The sequence below is a fragment of the Pseudoxanthomonas sp. CCNWLW251 genome (genome assembly GCF_037402255.1).
Classification (GTDB): Bacteria; Pseudomonadota; Gammaproteobacteria; order Xanthomonadales; family Xanthomonadaceae; genus Pseudoxanthomonas_A.
Genome location: NZ_JBBEGA010000002.1, coordinates 1,224,528 through 1,237,310 on the forward strand (window position 1 = coordinate 1,224,528; position 12,783 = coordinate 1,237,310).

At 69.0% G+C, this 12,783-nt stretch carries 10 protein-coding genes; 1 reads left to right on the forward strand and 9 read right to left on the reverse strand.

The genetic code is table 11. The features are described from left to right. Nucleotides 1-68: 68 nt before the first annotated feature. The 9 genes from WBN46_RS12820 to WBN46_RS12860 form a co-directional block, all read right to left on the reverse strand. Nucleotides 69-629 (reverse strand): molybdenum cofactor guanylyltransferase, encoded by a 561-nt coding sequence (locus WBN46_RS12820; RefSeq protein ID WP_337731851.1) that lies wholly within the window; start codon nucleotides 627-629, stop codon nucleotides 69-71. Beyond that, nucleotides 626-1,870, reverse strand: coding sequence for a molybdopterin molybdotransferase MoeA (locus WBN46_RS12825; protein WP_337731852.1), 1,245 nt, complete (start codon nucleotides 1,868-1,870; stop codon nucleotides 626-628). The genes WBN46_RS12820 and WBN46_RS12825 overlap by 4 nt, the downstream gene beginning before the upstream one ends. 121 nt (nucleotides 1,871-1,991) lie before the next feature. Next, a complete protein-coding gene (gene cobA / locus WBN46_RS12830) occupies nucleotides 1,992-2,741 on the reverse strand; it encodes a uroporphyrinogen-III C-methyltransferase (protein ID WP_337731930.1) in 750 nt (249 codons plus the stop codon). A 64-nt stretch (nucleotides 2,742-2,805) separates the two neighbouring features. Beyond that, nucleotides 2,806-5,568 carry a molybdopterin-dependent oxidoreductase gene (locus tag WBN46_RS12835; protein WP_337731853.1) on the reverse strand — a complete coding sequence of 921 codons (2,763 nt, stop codon included), beginning with the start codon at nucleotides 5,566-5,568 and terminating at the stop codon, nucleotides 2,806-2,808. Then, a complete protein-coding gene (nirD, locus tag WBN46_RS12840; protein ID WP_337731931.1) occupies nucleotides 5,568-5,921 on the reverse strand; it encodes a nitrite reductase small subunit NirD in 354 nt (117 codons plus the stop codon). Before nirD ends, WBN46_RS12835 begins: the two co-directional genes overlap by 1 nt. A gap of 13 nt (nucleotides 5,922-5,934) precedes the next feature. Next, nucleotides 5,935-8,391 carry a nitrite reductase large subunit NirB gene (gene nirB / locus WBN46_RS12845; RefSeq protein WP_337731854.1) on the reverse strand — a complete coding sequence of 819 codons (2,457 nt, stop codon included), beginning with the start codon at nucleotides 8,389-8,391 and terminating at the stop codon, nucleotides 5,935-5,937. Nucleotides 8,392-8,402: 11 nt separating this feature from the next. Continuing rightward, complete coding sequence (locus WBN46_RS12850; RefSeq protein ID WP_337731932.1) at nucleotides 8,403-9,572, reverse strand: nitrate/nitrite transporter; 1,170 nt, start codon at nucleotides 9,570-9,572, stop codon at nucleotides 8,403-8,405. A 418-nt stretch (nucleotides 9,573-9,990) separates the two neighbouring features. Then, entirely contained in the window at nucleotides 9,991-11,070 is a 1,080-nt protein-coding gene (locus WBN46_RS12855) for a CmpA/NrtA family ABC transporter substrate-binding protein (protein ID WP_337731855.1), read from the reverse strand. Nucleotides 11,071-11,094: 24 nt separating this feature from the next. Further along, nucleotides 11,095-11,667, reverse strand: a complete 573-nt coding sequence (locus WBN46_RS12860; RefSeq protein WP_337731933.1) for an ANTAR domain-containing protein — start codon at nucleotides 11,665-11,667, stop codon at nucleotides 11,095-11,097. 96 nt (nucleotides 11,668-11,763) lie between these two features. Between WBN46_RS12860 and WBN46_RS12865 the strand changes: the two genes are divergently transcribed. Next, entirely contained in the window at nucleotides 11,764-12,741 is a 978-nt protein-coding gene (locus WBN46_RS12865; protein ID WP_337731856.1) for an NAD(P)-dependent oxidoreductase, read from the forward strand. Nucleotides 12,742-12,783: the final 42 nt, after the last annotated feature.

Here is a 12,783-nt window from a genome sequence, read left to right on the forward strand (position 1 = left end):
GACGATGCTGCGGCTGCAGGCTATCACATTCGCGTAGTGGCCCTGTCCCGGTCATCGGAAGGCGATACTCAGGACATCGGATGCTGCAGCGCAACCCAGTCTTCCGGCGTATTGCAGTTGCGCAGCACCTGCTTCCATGGCGATGACGGCAGATGGACGGTGTGCAATCGCTGCTGCAGCGCGCGCAGCGAGCACGCACGTCCCGTGAGGCCACCGATCTCCTCCAGCGTGGCGCGCACGCCGGCATCCAGGCGCAATGCCATCGGCAGGGCATGCGCTTCCACGCAGGCGCAATCCGCGTCCGTTCGCATCAGCGCCTGCAGCAATCCAGACGACAGCAGCGGCATGTCCACCGGCACCACGATCCAGGCGCCGTCCCGCAGGCGGGGAGCGAGTTGTGCCAGTGCGCCCATCGGACCGGTATCGGGCTGCGTGTCCGGCACGCTGTCGAAACCGGGACGATCGCCACTGACGATGACCTCGCGTGCGCCCGCCGTCCGCAGCAATGCCTGCATGTGCGTCAGCAACGTGCCGTCGCCCCATGGCAGCAGTGCCTTGTCCGTGCCCATCCGCGACGATCGCCCACCTGCAAGCAGGACGGCACGCCACGTGGGCAACGGCCGATTCATGCCGGGATCCACGGCGGGGGCCGCAGATGGCTGTAGCCATGCACCTGCACGAGCGTGCCTGCTTCGACGTGCTCCGCTTCGGCAGGCAGGCTGATCCATGCGGAAGATCGCGAGAAAGGCAGCAGACGGAACGAGGCCTGCGCCACGTCGACATGCACGCGCATGCATCCTTCCCCATCGCAGCGCAGCGTGGCATGGAAGGCGGCATGCACCCCGGCACGTTTGCTGCATGCGGTGGCGAGCGGCAACCGGCATTCCTGTTCCACGGACATGCCCAGCCATGCGCGCAGCAGTGGCTCGACCAGGAAGCGGAAGCCCACCGCCGTCGACAGCGGATTGCCCGGCAGGCCGACGAACAAGGGCCCCTCGCGCAACCGCGCACAGAACACCGGCTTACCGGGGCGCAACGCCACGCCGTGGAAACGCCGCTCCGCGCCGCGCGCATCCAGTGCGGACGGAATGAAGTCGTAGTGGCCCTTGGACACCGCGCCGGTACTCAGCACCAGGTCGACACCGTCCGCCAGCGCCGTATCGAGCGCAGCCAGGAAATCCGCCACTTCATCGCCGACGCGCACGACGCGGACGGCTTCCGCGCCCGCAGTCGCCAAGGCAGCGGCGAGATAAGGCGAGGTCGCGTCATGGATGCCGCCCGGCGGCAACGGCTGGCCCGGCGCTACCAGTTCGCGGCCCGTCGCCAGTACCGCAACGCGCGGACGGCGCGCCACGTCGACCCGATCGATACCGAGCCCGGCGAGCAGCAACATCTGTGCGTCGCCGACGAACGTGCCCTGCTTCAGCACCACGCATCCCGCCGGTACGTCTTCGCCCCGGCGCCGGATGTTCGCGCCCGGCTCGGCCTGCGCCAGCAGACGGATGCGCGGTGCCCCTGCGTCCCGCACGGCGAGTGCCTCGATGCGCTCCACCGGCACCACGATGTCCGCGCGCGCAGGAAGCGGCGCGCCGGTCATGATCTCCCATGCGGATGCCGCATCGTCCCGCGGCATGTCGCCCGCGCCGATGCGTGCCGCGATCTCCCACTCGCTCCCGGCGGCCTGTGGCTGTCCGCCCGCTGCAAGCGCAACGCCGTCCATCGCCGCATTGTCGAACGGCGGCAACGCGATGGCGCTCACCACGTCACGGCCCAGCACGCGACCTGTCGCTGCGGCGAGCGCGACCTGCTGTACGGCGAGCAGGCGCGCGCCCTCCCGCATCCGCGCCAACGCCTCGTGGTATCCGATCACTGCGCCTCCCTGTCCATGCCGCGACTTCGTCGGCCGTTCCCTGAAGGCCGACGGCGGATCGTCGACAGCCTAGTGCGCGCGCGCGGCGATTGCCAATCACCGCCACACAGGCATGCGGTGCTCAGCCGCAGACCGCCATCGCCCCGGCGGCAGGCTCCACGTGCCCCGCGACGTGCAATGCCTCCGCCAGTGCGGGCCCCACCAGGACCACGCCGGGCTGCCGCGCGTCGAACACCGGCGGCGCATCACGCAGGGCCTGCAATGTGGTCAGCTCGCGCCGTTCATCCCCGCGGCTGGCGCCCTGCACAATGGCGACGGGCGTGTCCGCGCGCAGGTGCGGCAGCAGCCCCGCCGCCAACGATGCGAGCCGCGACATGCCCATGTAGATGGCCAGCGTGGTACCGCTGCGCGCCAGCGCCGCCCAATCCGGCTCGCCGTGGTCGTGCGTATGCGCGGTGACGAAGGTGACCCCGTGGCAATGCTCCCGATGGGTCAGCGACACGCCCAGCGCCGCCGCCGCCGCGAAGGCCGCGCTGACGCCGTTGACGATACGCACGCCCACATCCGCCGCACGCAGGAATGCGATCTCTTCGCCCGCGCGCCCGAACATCAACGCATCGCCGCCCTTCACGCGCACCACGTTCAAGCCCTGCAGTGCGTAACGGCGCATCAGCCGGCAGATGAAGGCCTGCGGGGTGGAACGGCATCCGGCCCGCTTGCCCACGCGCACCACGCGCGCGTACGGCGCGAGCGTGACGATCTGCGGGTCGACCAGTTCGTCCAGCAGCAGCACGTCCGCGGCGGCCAACGCCTTGACGGCCTTGAGGGTCAGCAGGTCCAGGTCGCCCGGACCTGCCGACAGCAGCACCACTTCGGCCGGTTGGCGCATGCGAAGGGAGTCGTTGTGCATCGGCATCCTCAGAGGGTGGTTGATGTCACGCGCGTGCCGGCACGGCGGCAAGGCGATGGAGTTGCGGCAGGCAGGAGCCGCACACGGTTCCACACCCGAGCTCACGCTTGAGGTCCGCGACATCCGCGCCGGCTTTCACTTGCGCGCGGATGGCGGATTCGCCCACTTGCCGGCAGACGCAGACGATGGGGTCGCGTGCCTGCACGGGGGCGCCGGCGAACGCGGACAGGCGCGTCGCCTGCCAGGACTGGCCCGCGATGGCCGTCGCCAACAGCGACGCGGCCTGTGCGGCGGGTTGCGTGTCGATCCACTGCAGACCATCGATGAAGCTGTCCTGCACGTGCTCGCGCCACGCGACGCGGCGCAACAGGCCGCGTCGCGCATCGCGGTATTCCAGCGTGTCCGGCCCGGTGCGGAGCGCCAGCGCCGACTCCAGCGCCGCCAGCCATGGCTGCGGAAAAGCAGACGCGGACGCCGCGCGCACCACCAGCCATGCAACACCGTCGGATGCGTTGGCCTCTGCCTGCAGGCTGAGCGCGGCGTAGCCGCATTGAGTGAGCAGGGGCTGCACGGCGGCGCGCATCGCCAGCGCATCGCCGCGGCGCGCGGCGAGCAGGTGCCAGCCGAAGTCCGCACGCTCCACGCGCACCGCCGCATGCTTGAGTTCCGGCTGCCGCGAACGTGCATCGACGGCGGGCAGGCTGACTTCGTTGATGCCGCCGCTGGACAGGAACTGGCCATTCCAGTGCATCGCCGCGAACACCGTGCCCGAGCCCATCTCGTCGGACAATTCCAGCGGCAGCACCAGTTCGCCGCGCTTGCTGGCCACGCGCACCAGCTCGCCTGTCTTCAGTCCGCGCCGCGCCGCGTCCTCCGGATGCATGCGCAGACCCGGCTCCGGCGCATGCGCGAACAATGCCGGCACCCGACCGGTGCGCGACATGCCATGCCACTGGTCGCGCAGGCGGCCGGTGAGCAGGCGCAGCGGAAAACGCGCGGACGTCGGCTCGGCGACCGGCCTGTACGGCGTGGCATGGAAGCGCGCGCGTCCGTCCGGCGTGGCGAAGCGGCCATCTTCATAGCGGCGCGCCTGTCCCTGCACGGCACCGGCGGGGAACGGCCACTGCTGCGGCCCACCGGCATCCAGGCGCGCATGATCCAGGCCGCTCATGTCCAGATCACGCCCTGCGGTCAGGCGGCAGTGCTCGTCGAACGCAGCGCCGGCATCGTCGAAATCGAACAATGCCGGCGCGCCCGGCATCGTCAGCCTCGCCTCCAGCCGGCGTGCGACTTCGCGTGCGATCCAGAAATCCGCCTTCGCCTGCCCCGGTGGCGGCACCGCGGCGCGCACGCGCGTCACGCAGCGCTCGGAGTTGGTCACCGTGCCGTCCTTTTCGCCCCACGTCGCCGCCGGCAGCAGCACGTCGGCGAAGGGCACGGTGTCCGTGCCGCGGAAAGCGTCCTGCACGATCACGTACTCGGCGCGCTGCAATGCTTCGCGCACGCGGCCGATGTCGGGCATGGAGTGCACCGGATTGGTACAGGCGATCCACACCGCCTTGACCTTCCCGCTGCGCAGGCCCTCGAACAGCTCCACCGCCGCGAGCCCCGGCTGCGCGGACAAGTGACCGGCCGGCAAGCGCCACAGCGCTTCCAGCTCGGCACGGTCGCCATCGCTGGCGATCTCGCGGTGCGCCGCCAGCATCGTGGCCATGCCGCCGACTTCACGGCCCCCCATCGCATTGGGCTGGCCGGTCAGCGAGAACGGACCCGCGCCGGGACGACCGAGCTGCCGCGTGGCCAGGTGCAGGTGGATCAGCGCGAGATTCTTGTCCGTGCCGTGGACCGACTGGTTCAGGCCCATGCAGTACAGCGACAGCGCCGCGCGGCTGCGACCGAACCATTCGGCCGCAGTGACAAGGTCGGCCACCGGAATACCGCAGATGTCCGCGGACATGCGCGGCGTGTAGTCGCGCAGCAGCTGCTTGAGGTCGGCGAAGCCCGTGGTGTGCGCGTCGATGAAGTCCGCATCGATGCAGCCTTCCCACACCAGGTGATGCAGCATGCCGTTGAACAATGCCACGTCCGTGCCGGGCTGGATCGCCAGGTGCAGGTCGGCCATCGCGGCGGTATCGGTGCGGCGCGGGTCCACCACGATCCAGCGCACATCAGGGTCGCGCGCGCGCGCCTCTTCCAGACGCCGGTACAGCACCGGGTGCGCATACGCCGTATTGCTGCCGGCGAACAGCACCGTCTTCGCCGCTTCCAGGTCGTCGTAGCAGGTGGGCGGGCCGTCGGCGCCGAACGCCAGCTTGTAGGCCGTCACCGCACTGGACATGCACAAGCGCGAATTGGTGTCGATGTTGTTGGTGCCGATGAGTCCCTTCGCCAACTTGTTGAAGACGTAGTAGTCCTCGGTCAGCAACTGGCCCGACAGATAGAACGCCACGCTGTCCGGCCCGTGCCGCGCGATGATGTCCGCCAGCCGGTCGGCGACCGTGTCGAGCGCGAGACCCCAGTCGACCGGACGACGTTCCTCGCCGCGGTGATGGCGCAACTCCGGCAGCAATGCACGCCCCTGCGAGCTGCGTGCGCTGTCGGCCAGCGCAAGGCCCTTGCTGCAGAGGCGACCCCGGTTGGCCGGATGTGCAGGATCGCCTTCCACGCCGATGATGCGTTCGCCGCCGGCATCATGCTCCGTCTGGATCAGCACACCGCAACCGACACCGCAGTAGCAGCAGGTCGAACGCGTCGTCCGGCGCACACTGACTGTGCCGGCGCCGTCCATCAGGCCAACGCCTCCGCCGCTGCAGCCTGGATGTCGGACGCTGCCGCCAGGCAGAGCCAGACCATGCCGTCACGCACTTCCGCGTCGAAACGGCGCGCGCATCCCACGTCGGGTGCGCATGCCTGGCCACTGTCCAGCGCGATCTGCCATGCGTGCAACGGACAGGTCACGGTGTCGCCGGCCACGATGCCCTGCGACAGCGGTCCACCCTTGTGCGGGCAGCGGTCGGCGAGCGCGAACACGCGGTCCTCGGCGGGGCGGAACAGGGCGATGTCGTCCTGCCCTGCGCGCACCAGCACACGCGCGCCCAGCACCGGGATGTCATCCAGCGCGCACACCTCGACCCACGACATGATGACGCCCATGTCAGTCCTCCACCATGACGGGGATCTGGCGATCCAGCCGCAGCGGTGCATACTCGCGCGCCTGCGTGCCGGCGATGCGTGCGGCCCACGGATCCGGCAGCCCTTCGAGCGCGAACAGCAAGCGCTCGAACAGGGCGCGGCGGTTGGCCGCGTCGTCGACCACCTGCTGCTTCACGTAGTCCAGCCCCACGCGGTCGATGTAGTGCACGGTGCGGTCGAGGTAGTAGGCCTGCTCGCGGTACAACTGCAGGAAGGCGCCCGTGTACTCCTTCACCTCCTCGGCGGTCCTCACTTTCACCAGGAAGCGTGCGACTTCGGTCTTGATGCCGCCGTTGCCACCCACGTGGATTTCCCAGCCTGATTCCACCGCGATGATGCCCACGTCCTTGATGCCCGATTCGGCGCAGTTGCGCGGGCAGCCGGACACCGCCAGTTTCACCTTGTGCGGGCTCCACATGTTGGCCAGCACCGTCTCCAGGTCGATGCCCATCTGCGTACTGTTCTGCGTGCCGAAGCGACAGAACTCGCTGCCGACGCAGGTCTTCACTGTGCGGATCGACTTGCCGTAGGCGTGCCCGGACTTCATGTCGAGGTCGCGCCACACCTCGACCAGGTCCTCCTTCTTTACACCCAGCAGGTCGATGCGCTGGCCGCCGGTGACCTTGACCATCGGGATGGCGTACTTGTCGGCGACGTCGGCGATGCGCCGCAACTCGGAGGCGTTGGTCACCCCGCCCTTCATCTGCGGGATCACCGAGAACGTGCCGTCCTTCTGGATGTTGGCGTGCGCGCGCTCGTTGATGAAGCGGCTTTGCGGGTCGTCGACCGCTTCGCGCGGCCACGTCGAAAGCATGTAGTAGTTGATCGCGGGCCGGCAGGTGGCGCAGCCATTCGGCGACCGCCAGCCCATGAACGCGTAGGCCTGCGCGTGCGTCACCAGCCGGTGCTCGCGGATCGCCTGTCGCACCTCGCCATGGCTCAGGTCGGTGCACCCGCAGACGGCCTTGGTCTTCGGCGTTTCCTGGAAATTGGAACCTAGGCAGTTCATCAGGATCTGCTCCACCAGCCCCGTACATGAGCCGCAGGAGCTGGCCGCCTTGGTGTGCTTCTTCACCTCGTCGACGGTGAACAGGCCCTGTTCGCGCACCGCCTTGACCAGCGTGCCCTTGCACACGCCGTTGCAGCCGCAGACTTCATCGCTGTCGGCCATGCTGGCCGCACGGTCCTGGCCTGCCGTGCCGGCGTCGCCCAGTGCCTTCTCGCCGAACACCAGTTGGTCGCGGCGATCATCGATGCCAGCGCCGTCCTTGATCAGCTTGAAGTACCAGCCGCCATCGCCGGTGTCGCCGTACAGGCAGGCGCCCACCAGCTTGTCGTCGCGGATCACCAGCCGCTTGTACAGGCCACCCGCCGGATCGGACAGCACGATCTCCTCGGTGCCCTCGCCGCCCATGAAATCGCCGGCCGAGAACAGATCGATGCCGGTGACCTTGAGCTTGGTCGACACCGCCGAGCCCTTGTAGATGCCGATGCCGTAGGTAGCCAGGTGGTTCGCGCAGATCTTGGCCTGCTCGAACAGCGGCGCGACCAGCCCGTAGGCGATGCCGCGATGACTGGCGCACTCGCCTACCGCATACACACGCGGATCGAACGTCTGCAACGTGTCGTTGACCACGATGCCGCGATTGCAATGGATGCCTGCCGCCTGCGCCAGCGCCGTGTTGGGGCGGATGCCAGCCGCCATCACCACCAGGTCGGCAGGGATTTCCTCGCCGTCGGAGAAGCGCACGGCGACGACCTCTCCATCGGCATTCCCGATCAGCGCACTGGTCGAGGTATCCAGGCGGAACTGCAGGCCGCGCGCCTTCAACGAGGTTTCCAGCAACGCGCCCGCGACCGGATCGAGCTGGCGCTCCAGCAGCCAGCCAGCCAGGTGCACCACGGTCACGTCCATGCCGCGCAACTTCAGTCCATTGGCAGCCTCCAGCCCCAGCAGGCCGCCGCCGATCACCACCGCATGCCGCTTCACCTTCGCGGCATCGATCATCGTCTGCGTGTCGTGGATGTCGCGATAGCCAATCACGCCCTTCAGGTCCTTGCCGGGAACCGGAAGGATGAAGGGCAGCGAGCCGGTCGCGAGCAGCAGGCGGTCGTACTCGGCCTCCGTGCCATCGGCCGCGACCACGCAACGGCGCACGCGGTCGATCTTCACCACTTCCTTGCCCAGGTGCAGGCGGATGCCATGTTCCGCATACCACGACAGCGGATTGAGCACGATGTCGTCGAAGTCCTGTTCGCCCGCGAGTACCGGCGACAGCAGGATGCGGTTGTAGTTCGGATGCGGCTCCGCACCGAACACGGTGATGTCGTACATGTCCGGCACCAGCTTCAGCAGTTCTTCCAGTGTGCGGATGCCGGCCATCCCGTTGCCCACCACCACTAGCCGTGGCTTCTTCATCGTCGTGCTCCTCAGACGCGCGCAGCGCCAAGCGCCGCCCACTGGTTGCGCCACTGCTGGGTGACCCCACGCAGCAATCCCCATGCGAGCAGGGCGATGCAGGCGAAACCCCACAGGCCAAGCCCGTATCCGCCGGTCTGCTGCTTCAGCACGCCCAGGCCGGCGGCAAGCAGGAAACCGCCGACGCCACCGGCCATGCCGATCAACCCGGTCATCACGCCGATGTCGGCACCGAAGCGCTGCGGCACCAGCTGGAACACCGCCCCGTTGCCCGCCCCCAGGCACAGCAACGTCAGCACGAACAGGCTGACCGCGCCCAGCGGTCCGCCAATGCCGATGCCGGCCGCCGCGACCAGCAACGCCACCGACAGATACACCGCCAACAGCGTGCGCGTGCCGCCGACGCGATCGGCGATCACGCCTCCCAGTGGACGCATCGCCGACCCGGCAAGCACGCAGGCCGCAGTCGCCCAGCCGGCCAGCTTGGGATCGAAACCGAACTCGTCGTGGAAATAGCCGGGCAATGCGCTTGCGAAGCCGGCAAAGCCGCCGAAGGTGATCGCGTAGAAGAACATGAACCACCACGCATCGCGGTTTCCGACCAGCACGCGGCCATAGTCGGCCCACCCTTTGCGCACCACCCGCCCGGGCGCCTCCTTCGCGCATGCGGCGAACACCAGCAGGGTCAGCGCCAGCGGAATGCATGCCAACCCGAACACGGCCTGGTAACCGAAGGCCGCAGCGAGCGCGGGTGCGAACAGCGCCGCCAGCACGGTGCCCGAGTTGCCCGCACCGGCAATGCCCATTGCCGTGCCCTGGTGTTCTGGTGGATACCAGCGCGATGCCAGCGGCAATGCGACCGCGAACGATGCGCCCGCGACACCCAGCATCATCCCGAGCAGCAGCACCTGGCGGACGTCATGCACGCCCAGTTTCCACGCGCACAGCAGCGCGGCGATCACCAGCGCCTGCGCCAGCAGGCCGGTGCGCTTGGCGCCGATACGGTCCGCAAGGATGCCCAGTACCAGGCGCAGCAACGCACCGCACAGGATCGGCACCGCCACCATCAGGGCGCGCTGCTGGGTGTCCAGTTGCAGTGCTTCGGCGATCTGCACCTGCATCGGCCCCAGCAGGTACCACACCATGAAACTCAGGTCGAAGTAGAGGAAAGCCGACAACAGCGTGGGCGTGTGCCCGGCCTGCCAGAACGATCGGTTCATTCACGCCATCTCCAGGTGGGGACGCGGACGGTGGACACCGGCCGCGGCAAGGTGGACGACTGCAGCGAGGGAACAAAAAACGGCGCCTTCCGGTTCGCACCGGAAAGACGCCGTTGTCTGCGCGATCGGACCGCCATTGGCCCTACCGCGATATCGGGTTGTGATGGGCACGCCGTTGTGCCCATGTGGACTACCTACGCAAGCGCCGTGCCAATTCCGTGGCTTGCGATGTCGCGGCGTGAATGATGAAAGAATTCAATCCGTTAGCGTTGAACTCCGCTTGGACACGCCACGCGCCATCGATCCGGTAACCCGCGCGACGCACTCCGCAAGTGCAAAGGCGCACCGCGATCGTGCGCCGCGACAAACGTGTCGGGGCTCAGCCCCAGGGCGCGCCGTCGAACAACACACAATGGCGCTCGTCGCCCGCGGGCACCGTCACGCCAAGCGTGCGTGCCGCCTGCCGGTAGGTATCCAGGCGATGCACGTCGTGCAGCCAGTCGTCGTCGCCGGCATGGCGTGCCGAGGGCAACCAGCCCCAGCGCCGGAACTGGCGCAGGAAACCGCGGCCATCGGACAGCCACGGGAAATTCGCGTCTCCATCCGCGTGGAAGCGCAAGCCTTCGCCGGGTTGTTCGCCGTCGCGTGGCCGCAGGCAGGCCGCGATGCGGTCAGCGGGCAGGCCGATCGCATCGGGCTCCGCCAGCCATGCCACGACATCGGCATGGTGTGCGGGATCGTCCAGCCAGCGGCAGGCTTCCAGCACCGTGGTCGTCAGCGCCAACGCCACCTCGGGCTGCAGCGCAGCGAAGTCGCGCCGGCACGCGAGCACCTTCTCCGGGTGCCCCGGCCAGAGCTGTCCGCTGCGGATCACGCGACGTCCCGCGCCGATGGCTTCGGCCTGCGCGCCCCACGGTTCGCCCGCGCAGAAGCCATCCAGTTCGCCGCGCGCCAGCGCATCGGGCATCTGTGGTGGCGGCAGCGTCACCACGTCGATCCCGTGCATGGGGTCGACACCCTTCGCGGCGAGCCAGTAATACAGCCACACCGCATGCGTGCCGGTGGGAAAGGTCTGCGCGAACACCGGCGTGCGCGGCAGCGCGCGCACGGCATCCGCCAACGGACGACCGGCCGCGACCGCCTCGGCCAGCAGCGGCGACAGGGTGATCGCCTGGCCGTTCTGGTTCAGGCCCATCAGGATGGCCAGGTCGGCGCGCGGTCCGCCGATGCCGGTCTGCACGCCATAGACCATCGCCGCCATCGCGTGGACCGCATCGAATTCGCCCGACAGCACGCGATCGCGGATCGCGGCCCACGAGGCCTGCCGGTGCAGGCGCAGGTGCAGCCCGTGCCGGTGGTCCAGGCCCAGCCGCGACGCGGCGATCAGCGGCGCGCTGTCGATCAGCGGCATGAAGCCGATGTCGAGCGTGCGGTGCCCCGGGGCGGTGGTCGGTGTCATCGTCGTGCCTTCATCGATATGTCTTCATCCCAGCAGGTCGGCCATCGCGATGATCCGCCGCGCCACATCGGCCAGGCGGAGGCCCTGTTTCATCGCCTGCTGGCGCAAGGCGGCATACGCGTCGGCCTCGCTCATGTTGCGCTTGTCCATCAGCAGCCCCTTGGCGCGATCGATGTCCTTGCGGTCGCGCAGCTGCTGCTCCAGGTCATCCAGCTTCTGCCGCACGTGCGACTGCTGTTCGAAGCGCGCCATCGCCACGCGCAGGATCGGCGCCAGCCGCGCGGGTGCGAGGCCGTCGACGATGTACGCCGCCACGCCCGCACCCAGTGCATCGCGGATCAGGCGGTCGTCGCCGTCGGACGCGAACATCACCACCGGCTTCGGTGCCTCCCTGTGCAGCATCGCGAGCTGTTCCAGCATGTCGCGCGACGGCGAGTCGACGTCGAGGATGATCACGTCGGGCTGCTGCAGCTGGACCGCCTTCAGCAGCCCGGCGGCGGTCGCCACCTGCGGCAGCACGTCATAGCCGACCGCCAGCAGCGCCTCGCGCAGTTCCGCGATCGGCTTGTCGGTGTCGTTGACCAGCAGGACGCGCAGCATCGTGGGTGATGGCTCGGTGGCTTGACGTGGCTCTCGCCCGCATGTTGCCATGCAACAAACGCCACCGCGAGCCCCTTCGCCGGGAAGATGCCGATGCCGCTGTATCCGCTGTTCGCCGACCTGGACCAGCGCGACGTGCTGGTGGTGGGCGGCGGTGACGTCGCCACGCGCAAAGTGGAAGCGCTGCTGCGCGCAGGCGCTCGCGTGCGCGTGTGCGCGCGGCGCGTGTCCGCGCAACTGGCCGACTGGATCGCGACCGGGCGCGTGCAGCATCTCGCGGATGCGTTCGAGCCCGACTGGCTGGACGACGTGTGGCTGGTCGTCGCTGCGACCGACGACGGCGTGCTCAACGCCCGGCTCGCCGGCGAAGCCGCGGCGCGCAAGCGGCTGGTCAATGTCGTGGACGATGCGGCGTTGTCGACGTTCCAGGTGCCGGTGGTGGTCGATCGCGATCCGCTGCTGGTGGCGATCTCCTCCTCCGGCGCGGCGCCGATGCTGGCGCGGCGACTCGGCCGGCAACTGGAATCGCAGCTCGACGACGCCTGGGGAGACCTGGCGGCCCTGTTCGCGCGCCACCGCGAAGCGATCCGCCAGCGCTTCCCCGACCTGGCCGAACGACGGCACTGGTACGACGCGCAGATCGACGGCGAGGTGATGGCGCGGCTGCGCCACGCCGATACCGGGGGGGCGGAACGGGCGCTGCTGACGGCGCTGCAGTCGAGGGACGCACCGCCACCGCGCGGCACCATCACGCTCATCACGCTGCCCGGTAGAAATGCACCCCAGCTCACGCTGCACGCATTGCGCGCGATGCACCAGGCCGACCATGTCCTGTTCCACGACAGCATGGGGGACGCGGTCGTCATGCTGGCACGCCGCGATGCCGTGCGCAGCGTCGCGGCAACGCTGGACGGCGACGTGCCCGGTTCGCTCGGCGCCCAGGCGGCGGCGGGCAGGCGTGTCGTCGTGCTGTGGCCGGACACGTCCCCGCTGTCCGTGCTGGATGACGCCACCGCCGACGCGATGCTGGAACTGATCGAATGCGGCGGACAGGCGCGGCGCCTGCGCTGATCCGCCGAGGCGTGCCCTCACGACCCTGAAGCCTGCGACGGA

What these genes read in the sequence shown, in the direction of transcription:
- WBN46_RS12835 (WP_337731853.1), bottom strand. Translation starts at nt 5,568, where the DNA reads ATGGACGGCGCCGGCACAGTCAGTGTGCGCCGGACGACGCGTTCGACC.
- nirD (WP_337731931.1), bottom strand. Translation starts at nt 5,921, where the DNA reads ATGTCGTGGGTCGAGGTGTGCGCGCTGGATGACATCCCGGTGCTGGGC.
- WBN46_RS12820 (WP_337731851.1), bottom strand. Translation starts at nt 629, where the DNA reads ATGAATCGGCCGTTGCCCACGTGGCGTGCCGTCCTGCTTGCAGGTGGG.
- WBN46_RS12865 (WP_337731856.1), top strand. Translation starts at nt 11,764, where the DNA reads ATGCCGCTGTATCCGCTGTTCGCCGACCTGGACCAGCGCGACGTGCTG.
- WBN46_RS12855 (WP_337731855.1), bottom strand. Translation starts at nt 11,070, where the DNA reads ATGACACCGACCACCGCCCCGGGGCACCGCACGCTCGACATCGGCTTC.
- nirB (WP_337731854.1), bottom strand. Translation starts at nt 8,391, where the DNA reads ATGAAGAAGCCACGGCTAGTGGTGGTGGGCAACGGGATGGCCGGCATC.